At 70.5% G+C, this 19,057-nt stretch carries 19 protein-coding genes and 1 riboswitch; of the genes, 10 read left to right on the top strand and 9 right to left on the bottom strand.

Annotation, left to right across the window (positions count from 1 at the left end):
- Nucleotides 1-85: 85 nt before the first annotated feature.
- Nucleotides 86-1,873, bottom strand: a complete 1,788-nt coding sequence (gene thiC / locus ABZZ17_RS15380; RefSeq protein ID WP_356876041.1) for a phosphomethylpyrimidine synthase ThiC — start codon at nucleotides 1,871-1,873, stop codon at nucleotides 86-88.
- A riboswitch (TPP riboswitch) is annotated at nucleotides 1,867-2,011 on the bottom strand. Its footprint overlaps the gene before it by 7 nt.
- A gap of 72 nt (nucleotides 2,012-2,083) precedes the next feature.
- Between thiC and ABZZ17_RS15375 the strand changes: the two genes are divergently transcribed.
- Nucleotides 2,084-3,475 carry a YibE/F family protein gene (locus ABZZ17_RS15375; protein ID WP_356876039.1) on the top strand — a complete coding sequence of 464 codons (1,392 nt, stop codon included), beginning with the start codon at nucleotides 2,084-2,086 and terminating at the stop codon, nucleotides 3,473-3,475.
- Nucleotides 3,476-3,520: 45 nt separating this feature from the next.
- Here the strand turns inward: ABZZ17_RS15375 and ABZZ17_RS15370 are convergent, their stop codons facing one another.
- From ABZZ17_RS15370 to ABZZ17_RS15355, 4 genes are all read right to left on the bottom strand, one after another.
- Nucleotides 3,521-3,970, bottom strand: a complete 450-nt coding sequence (locus ABZZ17_RS15370) for an SsgA family sporulation/cell division regulator (protein WP_356876037.1) — start codon at nucleotides 3,968-3,970, stop codon at nucleotides 3,521-3,523.
- A gap of 97 nt (nucleotides 3,971-4,067) precedes the next feature.
- Complete coding sequence (locus ABZZ17_RS15365; protein ID WP_356876241.1) at nucleotides 4,068-4,805, bottom strand: helix-turn-helix domain-containing protein; 738 nt, start codon at nucleotides 4,803-4,805, stop codon at nucleotides 4,068-4,070.
- A 321-nt stretch (nucleotides 4,806-5,126) separates the two neighbouring features.
- On the bottom strand, nucleotides 5,127-5,348 hold the full coding sequence (locus tag ABZZ17_RS15360; protein ID WP_356876239.1) for a DUF5326 family protein: 222 nt from the start codon (nucleotides 5,346-5,348) through the stop codon (nucleotides 5,127-5,129).
- A gap of 149 nt (nucleotides 5,349-5,497) precedes the next feature.
- Entirely contained in the window at nucleotides 5,498-5,815 is a 318-nt protein-coding gene (locus ABZZ17_RS15355) for a cupin domain-containing protein (RefSeq protein ID WP_356876035.1), read from the bottom strand.
- A gap of 87 nt (nucleotides 5,816-5,902) precedes the next feature.
- On the opposite strand from ABZZ17_RS15355, the gene ABZZ17_RS15350 reads away from it, so the two are divergent.
- From ABZZ17_RS15350 to ABZZ17_RS15330, 5 genes are all read left to right on the top strand, one after another.
- Nucleotides 5,903-6,283, top strand: a complete 381-nt coding sequence (locus ABZZ17_RS15350; RefSeq protein ID WP_356876033.1) for a phage holin family protein — start codon at nucleotides 5,903-5,905, stop codon at nucleotides 6,281-6,283.
- A gap of 10 nt (nucleotides 6,284-6,293) precedes the next feature.
- Nucleotides 6,294-6,647, top strand: a complete 354-nt coding sequence (locus ABZZ17_RS15345) for a low molecular weight phosphotyrosine protein phosphatase (protein WP_356876031.1) — start codon at nucleotides 6,294-6,296, stop codon at nucleotides 6,645-6,647.
- Nucleotides 6,644-7,807 (top strand): cystathionine gamma-lyase, encoded by a 1,164-nt coding sequence (locus tag ABZZ17_RS15340; RefSeq protein ID WP_356876029.1) that lies wholly within the window; start codon nucleotides 6,644-6,646, stop codon nucleotides 7,805-7,807. Before ABZZ17_RS15345 ends, ABZZ17_RS15340 begins: the two co-directional genes overlap by 4 nt.
- Nucleotides 7,808-7,982: 175 nt before the next feature.
- Nucleotides 7,983-8,879, top strand: a complete 897-nt coding sequence (locus ABZZ17_RS15335) for a LysR family transcriptional regulator (RefSeq protein ID WP_356876027.1) — start codon at nucleotides 7,983-7,985, stop codon at nucleotides 8,877-8,879.
- Between the two features lie 59 nt (nucleotides 8,880-8,938).
- Nucleotides 8,939-9,418, top strand: coding sequence for an NUDIX hydrolase (locus tag ABZZ17_RS15330; protein ID WP_356876025.1), 480 nt, complete (start codon nucleotides 8,939-8,941; stop codon nucleotides 9,416-9,418).
- Between the two features lie 32 nt (nucleotides 9,419-9,450).
- Here the strand turns inward: ABZZ17_RS15330 and ABZZ17_RS15325 are convergent, their stop codons facing one another.
- Entirely contained in the window at nucleotides 9,451-10,656 is a 1,206-nt protein-coding gene (locus tag ABZZ17_RS15325) for a globin domain-containing protein (protein WP_356876023.1), read from the bottom strand.
- Nucleotides 10,657-10,776: 120 nt separating this feature from the next.
- Nucleotides 10,777-11,427 (bottom strand): haloacid dehalogenase-like hydrolase, encoded by a 651-nt coding sequence (locus tag ABZZ17_RS15320; RefSeq protein WP_356876021.1) that lies wholly within the window; start codon nucleotides 11,425-11,427, stop codon nucleotides 10,777-10,779.
- A 227-nt stretch (nucleotides 11,428-11,654) separates the two neighbouring features.
- Here ABZZ17_RS15320 and ABZZ17_RS15315 point away from each other — a divergent pair, with 227 nt between their 5' ends.
- The 3 genes from ABZZ17_RS15315 to ABZZ17_RS15305 are packed head-to-tail and all read left to right on the top strand — an operon-like array spanning nucleotide 11,655 to nucleotide 14,251.
- The gene (locus ABZZ17_RS15315) at nucleotides 11,655-12,542 is read left to right on the top strand and encodes a GNAT family N-acetyltransferase (protein WP_356876019.1); all 888 of its coding nucleotides are present in this window, start codon (nucleotides 11,655-11,657) and stop codon (nucleotides 12,540-12,542) included.
- Nucleotides 12,543-12,560: 18 nt separating this feature from the next.
- Nucleotides 12,561-13,022 carry a GNAT family N-acetyltransferase gene (locus tag ABZZ17_RS15310; RefSeq protein ID WP_356876017.1) on the top strand — a complete coding sequence of 154 codons (462 nt, stop codon included), beginning with the start codon at nucleotides 12,561-12,563 and terminating at the stop codon, nucleotides 13,020-13,022.
- A 53-nt stretch (nucleotides 13,023-13,075) separates the two neighbouring features.
- Nucleotides 13,076-14,251 carry a winged helix DNA-binding domain-containing protein gene (locus tag ABZZ17_RS15305; protein WP_356876015.1) on the top strand — a complete coding sequence of 392 codons (1,176 nt, stop codon included), beginning with the start codon at nucleotides 13,076-13,078 and terminating at the stop codon, nucleotides 14,249-14,251.
- 8 nt (nucleotides 14,252-14,259) lie between these two features.
- Here ABZZ17_RS15305 and ABZZ17_RS15300 read toward each other — a convergent pair whose 3' ends face one another.
- Nucleotides 14,260-15,645, bottom strand: coding sequence for a serine hydrolase domain-containing protein (locus tag ABZZ17_RS15300; RefSeq protein ID WP_356876013.1), 1,386 nt, complete (start codon nucleotides 15,643-15,645; stop codon nucleotides 14,260-14,262).
- A 9-nt stretch (nucleotides 15,646-15,654) separates the two neighbouring features.
- Complete coding sequence (dnaB, locus tag ABZZ17_RS15295) at nucleotides 15,655-17,118, bottom strand: replicative DNA helicase (protein WP_356876237.1); 1,464 nt, start codon at nucleotides 17,116-17,118, stop codon at nucleotides 15,655-15,657.
- A 452-nt stretch (nucleotides 17,119-17,570) separates the two neighbouring features.
- Here dnaB and ABZZ17_RS15290 point away from each other — a divergent pair, with 452 nt between their 5' ends.
- Entirely contained in the window at nucleotides 17,571-18,908 is a 1,338-nt protein-coding gene (locus tag ABZZ17_RS15290) for an MATE family efflux transporter (RefSeq protein ID WP_356876011.1), read from the top strand.
- Nucleotides 18,909-19,057: the final 149 nt, after the last annotated feature.

Below are 19,057 nucleotides of genomic sequence, written 5' to 3'. Positions count from 1 at the left end.
CACTCCGTCAGAGTCCGGACGCGGCGCTGCTCCCGGCGGGCGACACTCCGCCGCGCCGGGAGCAGCACTCCCCCCATGCTGTGCGTCAGTCCGCCAACGGCAGGTAGACGCGGTTGCCCGCGGCGGCGAACTCGGCGGACTTCTCCGCCATGCCCGCCTGGATCTCGTCGGCCTTCAGGTCGCCGCCATGCTCACGGCGGATGTCCTGCGAGATCTTCATGGAGCAGAACTTGGGACCGCACATGGAGCAGAAGTGCGCGGTCTTGGCCGGCTCGGCCGGCAGGGTCTCGTCGTGGAACTCGCGGGCCGTGTCCGGGTCGAGGGCCAGGTTGAACTGGTCCTCCCAGCGGAACTCGAAGCGCGCGTCCGACAGGGCGTCGTCCCACTCCTGGGCGCCCGGGTGCCCCTTGGCCAGGTCCGCCGCGTGGGCGGCGATCTTGTAGGTGATGACGCCGGTCTTCACGTCGTCGCGGTTGGGCAGGCCCAGGTGCTCCTTGGGCGTGACGTAGCAGAGCATCGCCGTGCCCCACCAGGCGATCATCGCGGCGCCGATGCCCGAGGTGATGTGGTCGTACGCGGGCGCGACGTCCGTGGTGAGCGGGCCGAGCGTGTAGAACGGCGCCTCCTCGCAGATCTCCTGCTGGAGGTCGATGTTCTCCTTGATCTTGTGCATCGGGACGTGTCCCGGGCCCTCGATCATCGTCTGCACGTTGTGCCGCTTGGCGATCGTGTTCAGCTCGCCCAGGGTCTTCAGCTCGGCGAACTGCGCCGCGTCGTTGGCGTCCGCGATGGAACCGGGGCGCAGGCCGTCGCCCAGGGAGTACGTGACGTCGTAGGTCGCGAGGATGTCGCAGAGCTCTTCGAAGTTCGTGTAGAGGAAGTTCTCCTTGTGGTGCGCCAGGCACCAGGCGGCCATGATCGAGCCGCCGCGGGAGACGATGCCGGTCTTGCGACGGGCGGTCAGCGGCACGTACGGGAGCAGCACGCCGGCGTGGACCGTCATGTAGTCGACGCCCTGCTCGGCCTGCTCGATGACCGTGTCCTTGTAGATCTCCCAGGTCAGGTCCTCGGCACGGCCGTCGACCTTCTCCAGTGCCTGGTACAGCGGCACGGTGCCGATCGGGACGGGGGAGTTGCGCAGCACCCACTCGCGCGTGGTGTGGATGTTGCGGCCCGTCGAGAGGTCCATGACCGTGTCGGCGCCCCACTTGGTCGCCCAGGTCATCTTGTCGACCTCCTCCTCGATGGAGGAGGTGACCGCGGAGTTGCCGATGTTGGCGTTGACCTTCACCAGGAACCGCTTGCCGATGATCATCGGCTCGATCTCGGGGTGGTTCACGTTGGCCGGAAGAACCGCGCGGCCTGCGGCGATCTCCTCGCGGACGACCTCGGGGGAGACGTTCTCGCGGATCGCGACGTACTCCATCTCCGGCGTGATCTCACCGCGACGGGCGTACGCGAGCTGGGTGACGGCGGCGCCGCCACGGCCCCGGCGGGGCTGCCGGGGGCGGCCCGGGAAGACCGCGTCCAGGTTCTTGAGGCCGCCGCGGGGCGAGGTGTGCTTGATGCCGTCGTCCTCGGGGCGCACGGGGCGGCCCGCGTACTCCTCGGTGTCGCCGCGGCCGATGATCCAGTTCTCGCGCAGCGGTGCGAGGCCCCGACGGACGTCCGTCTCGATCCCGGGGTCGGTGTACGGGCCGGACGTGTCGTAGAGCGTCACGTCCTTGCCGTTGGTGAGGTGCACCTGGCGGACGGGCACCCGGATGTCGGGGCGGGATCCCGCCACGTAGCCCTTGTGCCAGCCCGGCTGGCGCTCGGTGCGGTCGTCGGCGTCCTGGCTGACGGCAGGCGTGCGTGCGTCCTGAATGGTCATGAGACCTATCTCCCTACGCCGGCATTACCCGGTAACAGGTTCGGCGGTCGACGCAGCCTCTTCCCCTACGCATCCTCATGTGCGTACGGTGATCAGCGCCCTCTCAGCCCGGTGCTCCGAGCTCCCGCGTTGTGCAAAGGTGCCCCCACGCTAGCGTCATCTGTGGCGTGCTGAACAGTGGGCCCCCTCATCTCTTGCGATGATCTGCCGGTGACGTCCTCGCCGCAGCCCCCCACCGAGCCCACAGATCCCACGGGTCACACCGGCCACGAGCACGCGTCCCACGGGCATGCGGCCGGGCCCTCCCACGGGCATTCACACAGCCACGGCCACGGACCGGCGGCCCCCGTCTCCAAGCACCTGCGCAAGGTCATCGCGGCGGTACTGATCCCCTTCGCCGCGGCCGTCTTCATCGGCATGGCGGTCCTCTGGCCGGGCGGCGCCCCCGCGCACGAACGCACCGGGGTGGGCTTCGACCGGCAGACGCAGCAGGGCACGGTCGTGGCGCTCGCGAACGTCGACTGCAAGTCCGTGAACGCCTCGCAGGTTCCGCCGACGGGCGACACCTCCACCCCCGAGGGCCGCGAGGCCCAGGCCGCGCAGACCGGCGAGTGCAAGAAGGCCACCGTCGTCGTCGACACCGGCCCGGACAAGGGGCGTGCCTTCTTCGAGATCGTCCAGCCGGGTGCGCCACGGCAGTTGGAGCAGGGACAGAAGGTGGTGGTCGCCTACGCGCCCGACGCGCCCCGCGACCTCCAGTACTCGGTGATCGACGTGAACCGCAAGCTCCCGCTGGCCGTACTGGCGGGCATCTTCGCGGTGGCGGTCGTCGTGGTCGGCCGCCTGCGCGGTCTGTTCGCCCTGATCGCCCTCGTGATCAGTTTCGGGATTCTGACCCTCTTCATCCTCCCGGCGATCCTCCAGGGCTCGAACCCCCTGCTCGTCGCGATCGTCGGATCCAGCGCGATCATGCTGATCGCCCTCTACATGTGCCACGGACTGACGGCCCGGACCTCGGTGGCCGTCCTCGGCACCCTCGCCTCGCTGCTGCTGATCGGCCTGCTCGGTTCGGTGTTCATCGACTGGGCGTTCCTGAGCGGCAACACCGACGACAACACCGGCCTGATCCACGGGCTCTACCCCGAGATCGACATGAGCGGCCTGCTGCTCGCGGGTGTGATCATCGGATCGCTCGGCGTACTCGACGACGTGACGGTCACCCAGACCTCGGCCGTGTGGGAACTCCACCAGGCCGACCCGAAGATGGGGCCGCGCGCCCTGTACGGGGCGGCGATCCGGATCGGCCGCGACCACATCGCCTCCGTGGTCAACACCCTGGTCCTGGCTTACGCGGGCGCCTCGCTGCCCCTGCTCCTGCTGTTCACCATCGCCAACAGCAGCATGGGGGACGTGGCCAACAGCGAGCTGGTCGCGGAGGAGATCGTACGGACCCTCGTGGGGTCGATCGGACTCGTCGCCTCGGTGCCCATGACCACCGCGCTCGCCGCGCTGGTGGTCTCCGCGGACCGGCCGTCGGCCCCGGCGGCCGCGGCGGCCGCCGGGCCGGTCCGCGGCGGCCGGGGCCGACGGCGCAAGCGCTGAACGGCTGGACGCCGTTGTTACGGTGAGTGACGGGACGCGGGTTCCTCAGCCCGCGTTCCGCTCGTTCTGCTGGGCTTCGGCGAGGATCTTGTCGAGTTCCTCGTCGAGGTTCCCCTCGAAATCCCCGAGACTGCGCTCCTGACCGAGCGGAACAAGCCGGTCGGTGCGGTCGAGGAAGGCGACGAGGGGGGCCGCGCCGGCCCGGAACAGGGCCCGGTCACCGCCGACCTGAAGGCGGATGTGAACGTCGGACAACTCCTCCGGATCGCTGGGAGCGATGTGCACATCACCGTCGCCGCACGGCTTGTTGATGCCGTCCAGAAGCAGCTCCCGGCCGAACGCCCAGGTCACGGGCGCGTCTCCGGGAAGGTGGAAGGTGAGGCGCACCGCGTAGGGATCACGTGCTTCGTACCGGAGTTCCACCGGGATCCGGAACGAGAGCTCCTCGGAAACGAGGAAGCTCATCATGACCTCTGCCTGTACCGACTCGCGCATGGACTACCCCGCTGTAGTGGAAGTGGCCAGGAATGATCCCCCGAAGCCCTCTTGACAAGAGTGGTGGAAGCGCTAGCAGATCACAAGGAGTGAGTTTTCAGATACTGATAGAGAAGGAGAGGGTGCTCAACAGCGCGCCTACTTCACTCCGTAGCCGATCGACCGCATAGAGCAACCGGTCTTCCTGGTGCACGGGAAGGGAAATGGCCATGGTCGCGGCGGTGTCGCCGGCGGTGATCGGGATCGCCGCGCACACCGTTCCCAGCGCGTACTCCTGACGCTCCGTAACCGGCTGCATCCGCTCCAGGGAGCCGATGCGCTGCTCCAGGGCGTGCACATCGCGCACGGTGTAGGGGGTGATGCCCTCGACCGGGTGACGGTCGTAGTGGTCCTTGCGCGCCTTCTCGTCGAGCTGGCCCAGCAGGCACTGCCCGATGGCGTGCGCGTGGCCGGTCTCGCGGAAATCGGCCCACTCCTCGCAGGCCGGGCCGGCCGGGGTGTCCGAGACGCCCACGACCTCGATCTCACCCTCGCGGTACACCGCGAAGTAGACGGGGGCCCCGACCGCGTCGCGGAAGTGCGCGAGGGAGTCGAGGATCATGCTGCGACGTTTCTGCTGAAGTCCGCCACCGGCCAGCCGCCCGGCGGCGGCCCCGAGGACGAAAACCCCGCCCTCCCGGCGCAGATAGCCCTCGTGGGTCAGGGTCCGCAGCAGGTGGTACGCGGTGGGGAGCGGGAGCCCGGCTTCGCGCGCGAGTTGTTTCGCCGGAGCTCCCTCACTATGGGAGCCCACCGCCTCCAGCAGCCTCAGCGCCCGCTGCACCGAACCGATCAGGGTCGGCACACCGGCATTGTGAACCGAAGACAAAGCTCACCCCCAGGCGTGGCGGCGGGCCTGGGGGGCCCGCCCTGCGGGGGCCGCCCCCGCGTGTGCCGCGGCTCCTGGGGGTGGTGGTCGACGACGCCGGACGCGCCCGCCGGTGGAGAGCGGAGTACCGGCTGACGGTGCCCAGGGGAACGGCACAGATTGCCACCCTATCCGCCGATTCCCGTGGTGTGGGCGTTTTGCCACCCCAGGTTCCCCCGCATGGGTCAACGCCGCTACCGCCCGACGCGAGGAGTCCCGCCGTCCCCCGGAGTTGCCACCACCGCGGTCCTACCACTCCCCGGAGGAAGAGGACTTCGATCCGCTGCCGCTGAACTTCTTGACCAGGAAGATCAGTCCACCGACGAGGGCGACGAAGAGCAGCACCTTGAAGACGATCGAGATCAGCGTGCCGATGATGGTGGTGATCACTCCGCCGAACACCAGGAGCGCCAGCAGCGGAACGGCGATCCACTTGACCCACCAGGGCATGCCCGCGAACACCGCTCGGATCCCGTCCATGTCTTCTACCTCTTCCTCGTCCGTGACTTCCTGCTCCCGATGCTAGGAGTCCACGGCTTCGGCCGGGGGCCCGTGAGCCCCCGGAACCCCCTGATCCGCCCCCTAGGGGAACCGGGCGTCCGACCCCGGCACCGGCGCCCTCAGCCCTCCGGCGGTGAGAACACCACCAGCACCTTCAAGGGCTCGGTGATGTGGTGGAACCTGTGCGGCACCCCGGCCGGCACGTAGACGACGCTGCCGTTGGCCACCACCGTCGTCTCCTCCCCGACCGTGATCGAGGCGCGGCCGCTCACCACGTAGTACACCTCGTCCTGCAGGTGCGGCTGCTGGGGATCGCTCTGGCCCGCGTCGAGGGCGTACAGCCCGGCCGACATGTTCCGCTCCCGCAGGAATTGCAGATAGGCGCCGTCGTTGGCCGCCCTCTCCGCCTCGAGCTCATCCAGCCGGAAGGCCTTCATCGTTGTCGTGCCCCTTGTTCGGTGCTGCCCTGGGATCCGCTGATCTGCTGATGTCCGACCGGGATCTTCTCTGCCACGATCAGACACATGACGAATTTCGTAGTCAAGACGCTCGCCAACGCGGCCGCCCTGGCCGTGGCCATCTGGCTGCTCGCCGGCATCACGCTCGACGACGGAAGCAGCCTGGGCCGCCGCACCCTCACACTGATCCTGGTCGCGCTGGTATTCGGCCTGGTCAACCTCATCGTCAAGCCCGTGGTGAAGTTGCTCTCCCTCCCCCTGTTCATCCTCACCCTCGGCCTGTTCACCCTGGTCGTGAACGCCCTGATGCTGCTCCTGACCTCCTGGCTGGCCGAGCAGTTCAAGCTCAGCTTCCACGTGGACGGTTTCTGGACGGCGGTCGTCGGCGGCCTGATCATCTCCCTCGTCTCCTGGGCCGTGAACATGGCCCTGCCCGACAAGAACTGAGCGGCCCCCCGTGTACCGCGTCTGCTTCGTCTGCACCGGGAACATCTGCCGCTCGCCCATGGCCGAGTCCGTCTTCCGCTCCCACGTCACCGAGGCCGGGCTCGACGGCCGGGTCGAGGTGGACAGCACCGGCACCGGCGGCCGGCACGAGGGCGACGGCAAGGTCCGGCTGCTGCGCTCGTACGATGCGGCGGCCGCGGGGGAACACGTGACGGACACACTGAACACAACCGACACACTGGACGTGCCGGACCCCTACTACGGCTCCCTCGACGGGTTCGAGGAATGCCTGGAGCTGGTCGAGGCCGCGAGCCCCGGCCTGCTGGACGCGGTACGCGCCGCCGTGAAGGAGCACACCCCTTGAACGACCACCCCACCTCCGAAGCCGCCGCGACCGACCGGTACGGCGACGGAACCCGCGCCGTGCGCGCCGGATTCCCCGAGCCCGTCAAGAACGAACCGACCCTGCCGGGGCCCGTGTTCGCCGCCCACTTCCACCTCCCGGGCGACGTGAGCGGCCCGTACACCTACGGCCGCGACACCAATCCGACCTGGACCCTGCTGGAACGCGCGATCGGCGAACTGGAGGCGCCCGGACAGGACGTGGAGACCGTCGTCTTCGCATCCGGCATGGCCGCGATCTCCGCCGTCCTGCTCTCCCAGGCACGCACCGGCGACACCGTCGTCCTGCCCGACGACGGCTACCAGGCGCTGCCGCTGCTCCGTGAGCAGATGGAGGCGTACGGGATCGTCGTGCGCACCGCCCCCACCGGCGACGACGCCCAGCTGACCGCCCTCGACGGGGCCCGGCTGCTGTGGATCGAAACCCCCTCCAATCCGGGGCTCGACGTGTGCGACGTACGCCGCCTCGTGAAGGCCGCGCACGGGGGCGGCATCCTGGTCGCCGTCGACAACACCCTCGCCACCCCGCTCGGGCAGCGGCCGCTGGAACTCGGCGCGGACTTCTCCGTGGCCAGCGGCACCAAGGGGCTCACCGGCCACGGAGACCTGCTGCTCGGCTACGTCGTCTGCCGCGACCCCGAGCTCGCCTCGGCCGTCCGCCGCTGGCGCAAGATCGTCGGCGCCATTCCGGGGCCCATGGAGGCCTGGCTCGCCCACCGCTCGCTGGCCACCATCCAACTGCGCGCCCAGCGCCAGTGGGGCAACGCGCTGGCGGTCGCCGAAGCACTCGCCGACCGCGCCGAGGTGAGCGGACTGCGCTACCCGGGGCTCCCCTCGGACCCGTCCCACAAGACGGCGGCCCGGCAGATGAGCGGCTTCGGCTCGGTGGTCTCCTTCACGCTGCCGGACCGCGCACACGCGGAACGCTTCATGGCCGCCCTGCACCTGGTCGAGGACGCCACGAGCTTCGGCGGAGTGCGGTCCACGGCGGAGCGGCGCGGACGCTGGGGCGGCGACGCCGTGCCGGAGGGCTTCATCCGCTTCTCCGCCGGCGCCGAGGATCCCGAAGACCTGGTCGCCGACGTGCTGCGGGCCCTTGGCCAGGCGGCCTCCGGGGCCTGAACTCCACGGGAAAGCGGTCCGAGCCTCCCCCCTGGTGGCTCGGACCGCCCCGGGTTCCACAAGTGAAGAACCACACGAACAAGGCTAATTGACTCAGCGTCAGAGTCCAATCACGGTAACGACAGGGGCCTATCGGCATATTTATAGTTGAAGGCCCCCACCGAGAGGGGCCGACATGGACCTGGCCCTGCTGCGCACCTTCGTCGCCGTCCACCGGGCCGGCTCGTTCACCCGGGCCGCCACGATGCTCGGGCTGTCCCAGCCCGCGGTCACCTCCCAGATCCGGACCCTGGAACGCCAGCTGGGCCGGCCCCTGTTCCACCGCCGCGCGCGCGGCGTCACGCCCACCGCCGTCGGCGACGAACTGGCCCACAAGGCCGCCCCGCACCTGGACGCCCTGCTGCGCATCACCGAGACCGAGCGGGAGTCCGCCGGAGCCTTACGCACCCTGCACCTCGCCGGTCCCCCCGAGTTCCTGTGCCTGCGGGTGCTGCCCGCCCTCGCCCCGCTCGTCGGCCAGGGGCAGACGTTCCGGACCGCCTTCACCGCCGGCGCGGAGGCCACCCTCGACGGGCTGGCCGCCGGGCAGCACGACCTCGCCGTGACCACCGCCCGCCCGCGCGGCGAGCTGTTCACCGCCTCCGCCCTCTGCGACGAGGAGCAGGTCCTGGTCGCCGCGCCCTACTGGGCCGCCCTCGTCGATCCGGCCCACCTGCACGACAAGGGCCCCGGCGCGCTCGACGGGATACCCGTCGTCGAGGTGCACGAGAGCCTTCCGCTCGTCACCCGCTACTGGAGCGCCGTCTTCGACTCCGTACCCGAGGCCGCCGCCACCGTCGTCGCCCCCGACCTGCGCGCCGTGCTGGAGTGCGTGCGTGCGGGCGCCGGACTCGCCGTCCTGCCCCGCTACCTGTGCCGGGAAGCCCTCGACAGCGGTCAGATCGTGGCCCTGCTGGAGCCGCCCGTGCCACCGCTGCGCACCTGGTTCCTCGCCGTACGGGCCGGCAGCCTGGCGCTCGCCCACCTCGCCCGGGCCCACGACAGGCTGCTGCGCGCCGCCGCGCACTGGTGAGCCCCCGGTTTCGGGCCGTGGCGCGTTTCAGAAGGGGTGTACCGGGCCACTCTTCTCCCATGACCGAACGTCCCGTGGTCAAACGCACCGCCCGCGCGATCCTGCTCGACGGTGACGACCTGATCCTCATCAAGCGCACCAAGCCCGGCATCGACCCGTACTGGCTCACCCCGGGTGGCGGGGTGGAGCCCTCGGACGCCACCGTCGTCGACGCCCTGCACCGCGAGGTCCACGAAGAACTCGGCGCCAAGATCACCGATGTGGTGCCCTGCTTCGTCGACACCGTCGAGCACATCGCCTCCGGGGGAGTGACCGGCGTCAAGGTGCAGCACTTCTTCGTCTGCCACCTCGAATCGATGGACCCCGCACAACGGCACGGCCCCGAGATCGACGAGCCCGAGGGCGAGTACGAGATCGTCCGCGTGCCCTTCAGCCGGGTCGGGATCGCCGCCGTCCACCTCGTGCCGCTGTCCTTGCGGCATTACCTCGACGGCAACATCGAGGGGGTGCGCGCCATGCACGCCCCCGACCTGGGCTAGGACGCGGAGGAGCGGGCGGGCCCGCGCCGGTCTCAGCCGGCGACGCCCGCCAGCTCCTCGAGCGCGTCGTAACGGATCCGCTCTCCGGGGATGCCGATGCGCTTGAGGGCGTCCACACCGCTGCGGATCATCGCCGGCGGGCCCGAGATGAAGGCGTCGTACGAACTCCATGGCCCGTGCTCACCGACCGCCTGCGGCAGCTGGCCGTCCAGCCCCCCTCCGATCACCGGGCGCACGGACAGCCACGGGTGGGAGCGCTGCAGGCCCAGCAGGGTGTCCTTGTCGTAGAGGTCGTGGTCGCTGCGCGCGCCGAAGAAGACCTCCATCGGGCGCCGCTCCCCGTGCTCGGCGACGTCCTCGATCAACGCCTTGATGGGGGCGATGCCGGTACCGCCGCCCAGGCACAGCATGCCGTTGTCGGTGCTGTGGTCCACCACCATCGACCCCGCCGGGGGCCCCAGCCGCAGCACGTCGCCCGGCTGGGCGTGCCGCACCAGGGCGTTGGAGACCCAGCCCGCCGGTACGGCCTTGACGTGGAAGGAGAGGAGGCCGTCGGCGCGTGGCGCCGAGGCGAAGGAGTAGTGCCGCCAGACCCGTGGCCACCACGGGGTCTCCAGGCTCGTGTACTGGCCCGCGAGGAAGGGGTACGGCCGGTTGGGGCGGACCGTCAGCACCGCGATGTCCGAGGTGCGCAGATCGTGGGAGACGACCTCCGCGCGCCACCAGGCGGGCGCCTTCACCTCGTCCTCGGCCGCGGCATCGATCATGGTCTGGGAAATGGCGGTGTACGCCCGTACCCAGGCGGCCTCGGTCTCCGGCCCCCAGGTGAGCGACGCGTACCGGGACAGGGCCCCGATCAGGGCCTCGCCGACCGCCGGGTAGTGGCCGGCCATGGTGCCGTACTTACGGTGTCCCGTACCCAGTCGGCGCAGGTACGGGACGAGCACGTCCGGGTCGTCGATGTGCTCGGCGGCGGTCAGCAGTGCCTTCAGCAACCGGTCGCGCTGGACGTCCATGGCCGCGGGGAACATCTCTCGTACCTCGGGGTGCCCGGTGAAGACCAAGGCGTAGAAGTACGAGGTCACTTTGCCGGCGACGGGTGCTATTTCCGCGAGGGTCCGGCGGATGAGCACCGCATCCGGGGAGGGCTCTTTCGCACCGCCCCCGGAGGGTATCCGGCCCGTCGGTCTGGCCGATCTGATTGGCGGAGCGTCCATGCGGTGCCTCGCTTCGAACATCTCGGTCGGTGTACGCGCGCCACGGCCTCGAATCCGTGGTTCCGGGTTTCACAGCGTGCCAGCCTGCCAAGAGCCCTGCGGGGGAATGGGGAAATTCTGCGTTTCGAACCCTCTTTCCCCTTAAGATGCCTCGACTTCCGGGCGTGCCACGCCCAGGAGCTGGTATGCCTCGCGCAGGTCACGGCCCTCGTAGACGTACGTCGCCCGCTCGGCCAGGTAGGGCCGCGCGTTCACCGCCACCGACCTCGGCACCGCCTCGAAGAGCACCGCGTCGGTCAAGGAATCCCCGTAGGCCACGCAGTCCCCTCGGCCCACTCCGAACCGTTCGCACAGCTGGTCCGCGATGCCGACTTTGCCCTCGGGCGTCAGGATCCCCGCCAGATCGACGGGCCGGGTGAAGGGCACATCGGGGAAGACCGAGCCGTGCGCGGCGTGCGCGCCCCATTCCAGCAGCATCTCCACGAAGAAGGACGGGGACAGGGAGATGACCGCGCAGTAGTCACCGCGCTCACGGATCTCCTGCCAGACGTCCCGGATGCCCGCAAGCCACGGGGCTCCGTCGAACGCCGCCCTGACGTGCGCGGGAGTCAGGTCCGACCACAGCTCGTGTACCGCCACCGAGAACTCGTGGGGGCCGATCTCCCGGGCGGCGAAGGCCCGCTCCAGCTCGGCGATCTCGGCACTCACGCCGAGCTGCCGTGAGATCTCGACCGGCGCGGCCGAGCCGTACATCAGGGTCCCGTCGAGATCGAAGAGGTGCAGCGATGTCATAGCTGTCGAGGCTAGCCGCTGCGTTTCACGTGAAACAGCGTGTTTCACGTGAAACGACCCGCCGCTGCCCGTGAAGCCGCCCCTGTTCCACGGGAAACGGCCTCCGGTTTCACGTGAAACACCCGGTCGTTTCACGTGAAACGGGCCGACGTTTCACGTGAAACAGCGATGCTTCGGACACCCATATCCTCTGGACTGGCGCCTGATTCATGATCCACTCTGGGTGGGTGACCTCATCACCGCTCACCGATCTACCGATCCGCTCGCTGGCCCCGGACGATCTCCGCCACTGCGCCGATCTGTCCGAGGACCGCGACTGGCCCCGCGAGGAACACAAATGGGGGCTGCTCCTCGCCGCTGGGGACGCCTACGGGATCGACGCCCCCGACGGCAACGGACTCGCCGCCGCCTGTGTCGTCACCCGCTACGGTCCCAGCCGGGCCAATCCCGACCTCGCCGCCATCGGCATGGTCCTCGTCGCAGGCCGGTACGCGCGCAGGGGGCTCGGCCGCCACCTGATGACGTACGTGTGCGACGACGTCCTGAAGGGCGTCCCCCTCACCCTGCACGCCACCCCGTACGGCCGTCCCCTGTACGAGGAGCTCGGTTTCGACACGACGGGCCGTGCGGAAATGCTCCGGGGCACCTTCCGCCCCACCGCCGGCACTCCGGCCCCGGGCAACGAAACCGTCCGCCCGGCCACCGCCGGCGACATCCCCCGGATCATCCGCCTGGACACCGAGGTGTTCGGCACCGACCGGACCCACGTGATCACCCGCCTGCCGGCTTTCGCGGACACGCTGCTCGTCGCCGAGGACGCCGAGGGGGAGCTCGTCGGCTACGCCGCGATCTGGCCCAACATGGAGACCCATGTCGTCGGCCCGCTGATCGCCCGTGACACCGCCTCCGCCCAGGCCCTCGTGACGGCGCTGGCCGCCGCCACGGACCGGCCCCTGCGCACCGATGTCGACGTACGCCACGAAGACCTGCTGGCCTGGCTCAAGGAGCGCGGCCTCGAATCCCTGGCGTTCAACGCCGTGATGACCCGGAGCATCCCCGGCCTCCCCGGCGACTGGACCCGACGCTGGGCCCCGCTGACCGTCGCGGCCGGCTGAGAGAAAGAACGCGCACCCATGACCGAAACCCACGAGCTGTCCATCCGCCCCGCCACCGAGGCGGACCTGCCGGCCATCGTCGAGATGCTCGCCGACGACCCGCTCGGCGCCACCCGTGAGTCCCCTGACGACCTCACCCCGTACATCGCCGCCCTCAAGCGCCTGACCGCCGACCCCCACCAGCACGTCGTCGTCGCGGTCCGCGGCGAGCGCGTCGTGGGCACCCTCCAGCTCACTTTCGTACCGGGGCTGTCCCGCAAGGGAGCCACCCGGTCCATCATCGAAGGCGTCCGCGTCCACGCCGACGAACGCGGCAGCGGCCTCGGCACCCGGTTCATCGAATGGGCGATCGACCGGTCCCGGCAGGAGAACTGCCAGCTGATCCAGCTCACCTCGGACGCGACGCGCACCGACGCCCACCGCTTCTACGAGCGGCTGGGCTTCACCGCCTCCCACGTCGGGTTCAAGTTCCAGCTCTGAAGGTTCCGCCGTAGGCCGGGTCCCCGTCGGCAGCCCGGCCTACGATCGGGAGGATGAGCCCCAGCCTCCCCCTCGTCACCACCGCCGAGCGTCGCCACCGGCTCGGCCTGCGGCACCGACTCGCCCCCTCCGCTCACGCCGCCACCGTGGCCGAGGCGGCCGACGCGGTGGTCGCCCTGCACGCCACGGACGCCGCGACGGTCTACCTCTCCGCCCGTGCCCGCCTGGCCGGAGGGGGACCGGCGACGATCGAGCGGGCCCTGTACGAGGACGTCAGCCTCGTCCGCCTGCTGAGCATGCGCAACACGCTCTTCGCCGTCTCGTCGGCACTCGCCCCCCACGTCGACGCGTCCACCGCCCGGGGCATCGCGGCCAAGGAGCGGCGGACCCTCCTCAAGCACCTCGACGAGGACGGTCAGGGCCTGGACGCCGACTGGCTGGCCAGGGCCGAGGCCGCCACCCTCGACGCACTCGACGCCCACGGCCCCTCGACGGGCAGCCAGCTCTCCGCCGCCGTCCCCGCCCTCCGGCAGAAGATCACCATCGGCCGGGGCAAGAAGTACGAGACCGAGACCGGCGTCACCACCCGCGTCATACGCCTCCTGGCCGCCGACGGCCGGATCCGCCGGGACCGCCCGCGCGGGTCGTGGACGTCGAGCCAGTACCGCTGGGTCCACACGCAGCCCTGGCCCGCCGTACCCGCTGCCGAGGCCCGCGCCGAGCTCGCCCGGCGCTGGCTCCACGCCTACGGCCCGGCCACCGAGGCCGACCTCAAGTGGTGGACCGGCTGGACCCTCACCGACGTGCGCAAGGCCCTCGCGGCCGTCGGCTCCGAGCAGGTCCGCCTCGACGACGGGGGCACGGCCCTCGTACTCCCGGGGGACACCGCACCCGTACCCGCGCCGGAGCCCTGGGCGGCGCTGCTGCCCGGCCTCGACCCCAGCGCCATGGGCTGGGCCGACCGCGGCTTCCACCTCGACCCGGCCCACCGGCCCGCCCTGTTCGACTACGCGGGGAACATCGGCCCGACCGTGTGGTGGAACGGCGAGATCATCGGCGGGTGGGCCCAGCGGCCTGACGGGGAGATCGTCTGGCGGCTACTGGGCGCCCCCGGTCCCGCCGCCGAGGAAGCGGTCGCCGCCGAGGCCGCCCGGCTCGCCGCGTGGGTGGGCGACGCCCGCATCACTCCGCGCTTCCGCACCCCGCTGGAGCGTGAACTCGTGGCCTGAGGCCGGTCTCAGCCGATGCCGCGCCAGCCCTGCGGGTCCACCCCGCCGGGCACCGGGGCCTCGGGGTCGTAGGGCTCCCGGGTGAAGACGAACGACGCGAGGTCGAGGTGGCTCACCGAGCCGTCCTCGCGGCGGACCGCCCGCAGCGTCTCCCCCGCGTAGTACCCCGTCAGTCCGGTCCACGTGCCGTCGCTCTCCGCACGGAAACGCGCCGCACGACCGGTCGCCCCCACCGGGCCCAGCTCCAGGGAGCCGTCGGCCCTCAGCCGCACCACGTTGGCCGAAGTGCCCCAGTACCAGGGCCCGCACAGCTCCAGCGGTACCCGGTCGGCTTCCTCGAACGGCCGCCACGGCTCGGGGAAGCGCGGTTCCGCCTCCGCGACGATCCGCACCAGGTCACCGGCGACCGTCATCGGCGGCACCCCCGACGTGCAGTTCGCCAGTACGACGGCCGCAACGTCGTCCGCCTCGCTCAGCCACAGCCCGGCCACGAATCCCGGAAGGGAGCCGCCGTGGCCGACCAGCCGGCGCGTACCGTCCGTCGCCAGCTGGAGACCGAACCCGTACCCGGACTCCGCGATCCCGGGCTCCGACGGCACGGCGGAGGTACGCATCTCACGGACGGTCTCCGCGCTCAGCACCCGGTCGTCCCCGCGGAGCAGGAAGCCTGCGAACCGAGCCAGGTCGTTCGTCGTGGACCACAGCTGACCGGCCGGGGCCATCAGACCCAGGTCCTCCAGGGGTTCGGGCATCATGACGTCGGCCCACGGATGCACCGCCCAGCCGCCGGCGTGCGGTGCCCGCGGCTGCCCGCTCGTACGGTCCAGGCCGAGCGGCTCCAGGACCTCGGCCCGCAGGACCTCTTCCCACGGCTTGCCCCGCAGCGCCTCGACCAGTGAACCCAGCAGCGTGTAGCCGGGGTTGGAGTAGTGGAATCGGCGGCCGGGTACGTGCTTGAACGGCTCTTCCCCCAGCACGTCGGCGAGTTCGGGCCGCAGCGCGGCCGGGCTCCGCTCCCACCAGGCGCCGGGGGTCTCGGCGGCGAGCCCGCCCGCGTGGGCCAGCAGCTGGGCGACGGTCACCTCGCCGACGCCCGTGCCCGGCAGGTGCTTCTCCAGGGGATCGGAGAGGTCCAGCAGTCCCTCGTCCCGCAGGCGCAGCACCAGAACGGCCGTGAAGGTCTTGGTGATCGACCCGATCCGGTACTGCACGTTCCCGTCGGGACCGTGCCCCTCCACCGAGGTGCGGGAGCCCTCCCAGACCACTTCGCCGCCCCGGACGACCGCCGCCACCAGCGAGGGAGCTCGTCCCTCGCTCTGCGCGACGGCGATCCGGTGCCGCAGTGCGCGCCGGGTGGCGGGGAGGAGTTCCAGGTCTTCAGAGAGAGCGTCCATGATCGGATGCTACGTGTTGGCCATGTCCACGAAGCGCGAATAATGGCCCTGGAAGGCGACGGTGATGGTGGCCGTGGGGCCGTTTCGGTGCTTGGCCACGATCAGGTCCGCCTCGCCCGCGCGGGGGGACTCCTTCTCGTACGCGTCCTCGCGGTGCAGCAGGATCACCATGTCGGCGTCCTGCTCGATCGACCCCGATTCACGGAGGTCGGAGACCATCGGCTTCTTGTCGGTGCGCTGTTCGGGACCACGGTTCAGCTGCGAGAGCGCGATCACCGGCACTTCCAGCTCCTTGGCCAGCAGCTTGAGGTTTCGGGACATGTCCGAGACCTCCTGCTGGCGGCTCTCGGGACGGCGGGAACCGCCCGACTGCATCAGCTGGAGGTAGTCGATGACGACGAGCGAGAGGTCGTTGCGCTGCTTGAGGCGGCGGCACTTGGCCCGGATCTCCATCATCGACAGGTTGGGGGAGTCGTCGATGTAGAGCGGAGCCGCCGAGACGTCCGGCATCCGGCGGGCCAGCCGGGTCCAGTCGTCGTCCGTCATCGTGCCCGAGCGCATGTGGTGCAGCGCCACCCGGGCTTCGGCCGACAGGAGGCGCATCGCGATCTCGTTGCGGCCCATTTCGAGGGAGAAGATGACGCTCGGCAGGTTGCTCTTGATGGAGCAGGCGCGGGCGAAGTCCAGCGCGAGCGTGGACTTGCCCATCGCGGGACGTGCGGCGATGACGATCATCTGGCCCGGGTGCAGGCCGTTGGTGAGGGAGTCGAGGTCGGTGAACCCGGTCGGTACGCCCGACATCTGGCCGCTGCGGGACCCGATCGCCTCGATCTCGTCGAGGGCGCCCTCCATGATGTCGCCCAGCGGCAGGTAGTCCTCGGAGGTCCGCTGCTCGGTGACGGCGTAGATCTCGGCCTGGGCGCTGTTGACGATCTCGTCTACGTCGCCGTCCGCCGCGTATCCCATCTGCGTGATCTTCGTACCCGCGGCGACGAGGCGCCGCAGGACGGCTCTCTCGTGGACGATCTCCGCGTAGTACTCGGCGTTCGCCGCGGTCGGTACGGACTGCACCAGGGTGTGCAGGTAGGAGGCCCCGCCGACCTTGCTGATCTCACCGCGCCGGGTCAGTTCCGCGCCGACGGTGATCGGGTCGGCCGGCTCGCCCTTGGCGTACAGGTCGAGGATGGCCTGGTAGATCGTCTCGTGGGAGGGACGGTAGAAGTCGTGGCCCTTGAGGACCTCGACCACGTCGGCGATCGCGTCCTTGGAGAGCAGCATGCCGCCGAGCACCGACTGCTCGGCATCGAGGTCCTGCGGCGGGACGCGCTCGAAGCCGCCCCCTCCGCCGTCCCAGGAGCCGCCCTCGCGGCCCCGGTCGTCCTGCTGGTCCCCGCGGCCGCGGCCTTCGCCGCTACGGCGCGAACGGGCGGGCAGACGGTCACTGGGACCGCTGTCGGCCCAGGGGTCGTCCATGGGCTCGGGCATGTTCACCGGGCCGCCTCCTCCCGTCCGCAACGCGGACCTCGCCGTGCCACTCTTTCTACGACACGGCTCTGACATTTGGGGCACCCGGATCGGCGATCGGCGCGTCGGGCAACGCACAACGGTAGGGCCGCGAGCGACGTCAGCCAATCTTGTTATCCACAGGCTGTGTGGATGAGATGTGGACGACGGCGCCAATGCTGTGGGTAAGTCGCCCGAAGCTGTGCACGGACCGGGGGACGACGCTGTGGACAAAATCACCCGCCCCACCCTCACACCCCGTCTGACCTGCACTTTCCGCTTTCTCTGACTGTGGGGGAGAAATTTCTTGGCCACTGTCTCAAGATCGCCTCCAACGGGGTGCGGAGAACCCGCAAGTCAGCGCGTCGGTAAGGATCCATAGACCCTTGCATCCATTACCTGTGGAAGATTAGATTGAGCACATGACACAGGCCACCACAGCGTCGAAGGCTGCCCCGAGACGGCACGACCGCGAGATAGTCGCCCTGGCCGTACCCGCCTTCGGTGCCCTCGTCGCCGAGCCGCTCTTCGTGATGGCGGACAGCGCCATCGTGGGACACCTCGGCACCCCCCAGCTGGCCGGCCTCGGCGTCGCCGCCGCCCTGCTCATGACCTCCGTGAGCGTCTTCGTCTTCCTCGCCTACGCCACCACCGCGGCCGTGGCCCGGCGCGTCGGCGCGGGCGACCTCCCGGCCGCCATCCGCCAGGGCATGGACGGCATCTGGCTCGCCCTGCTGCTGGGAACGGCGGTGGCCGCCGCGGTCGTACCCACCGCCCCCTGGCTGATCTCCCTCTTCGGAGCCTCCGACACCGTGGCCCCGTACGCGGTCACCTACCTGCGGATCTCCGCCCTCGGCATCCCGGCCATGCTCATGGTGCTGGCCGCCACGGGCGTCATACGCGGCCTCCAGGACACCCGCACCCCGCTCTACGTCGCCATCGGCGGCTTCGCCCTCAACGGCGCGCTGAACGTCGCCCTGGTCTACGGCGCCGGCCTCGGCATCGCCGGGTCCGCCTGGGGCACGGTCATCGCCCAGTGCGCCATGGCGGCCGCCTACCTCTTCGTGGTCGTCCGAGGCGCCCGCCGACACGGCGCCTCCCTGCGCCCCGACAAGGACGGCATCCGCGCCTGCGCCCGGGCAGGCGCGCCCCTGCTGGTGCGCACCCTGTCCCTCCGCGCGATCCTGATGATCGCGACCGCCGTCGCGGCCCGGCTCGGCGACGCCGACATCGCCGCCCACCAGATCCTGCTGGCCCTGTGGAGCCTGCTCGCCTTCGCCCTGGACGCCATCGCCATCGCCGGTCAGGCCATCATCGGCCGCTACCTGGGCGCCGGTGACACGGAAGGAGCCAAGGCGGTCTGCCGTCGCATGGTCCAGTGGGGCATCGTCTCCGGGATCGTGCTCGGCCTGCTGGTCGTCGTCGCCCGCCCGGTCTTCATCCCGCTGTTCACCCGGGACCCCGTGGTCGAGGACGTACTGCTGCCCGCCCTGCTCGTCGTGGCCGTGTCGCAGCCGGTCTCCGGGATCGTCTTCGTCCTGGACGGCGTGCTCATGGGAGCGGGTGACGGCCCCTACCTCGCCCGGGCCATGCTGGTGACCCTCGCCGTCTTCGCCCCCGCGGCGCTCCTCGTACCCGTCCTCGGCGGCGGCCTGACCACCCTCTGGTGGGCGATGACGCTGATGATGGTGGTCCGGATGGTCACCCTCCAGCTGCGCGCCCGCTCCGGCCGGTGGCTGGTCGCCGGGGCCACCCGCTGACCCGGGCACCTGCCCCACGGACCGCTTGAGCCCCGCCCGCGGACCGTTTCACGTGAAACAACGCCTCGATCTCCTTGCGGCGCGTCACGAACTCGGGCAGCCGGCGCAGCTGCACCCGGCCGATCGCGGCGGTCATGTCGTTGCCGATG

The sequence above is a fragment of the Streptomyces sp. NPDC006512 genome (genome assembly GCF_040611935.1).
Lineage (GTDB): Bacteria > Actinomycetota > Actinomycetes > Streptomycetales > Streptomycetaceae > Streptomyces.
This window is presented reverse-complemented; position numbering and strand designations above follow the sequence as displayed.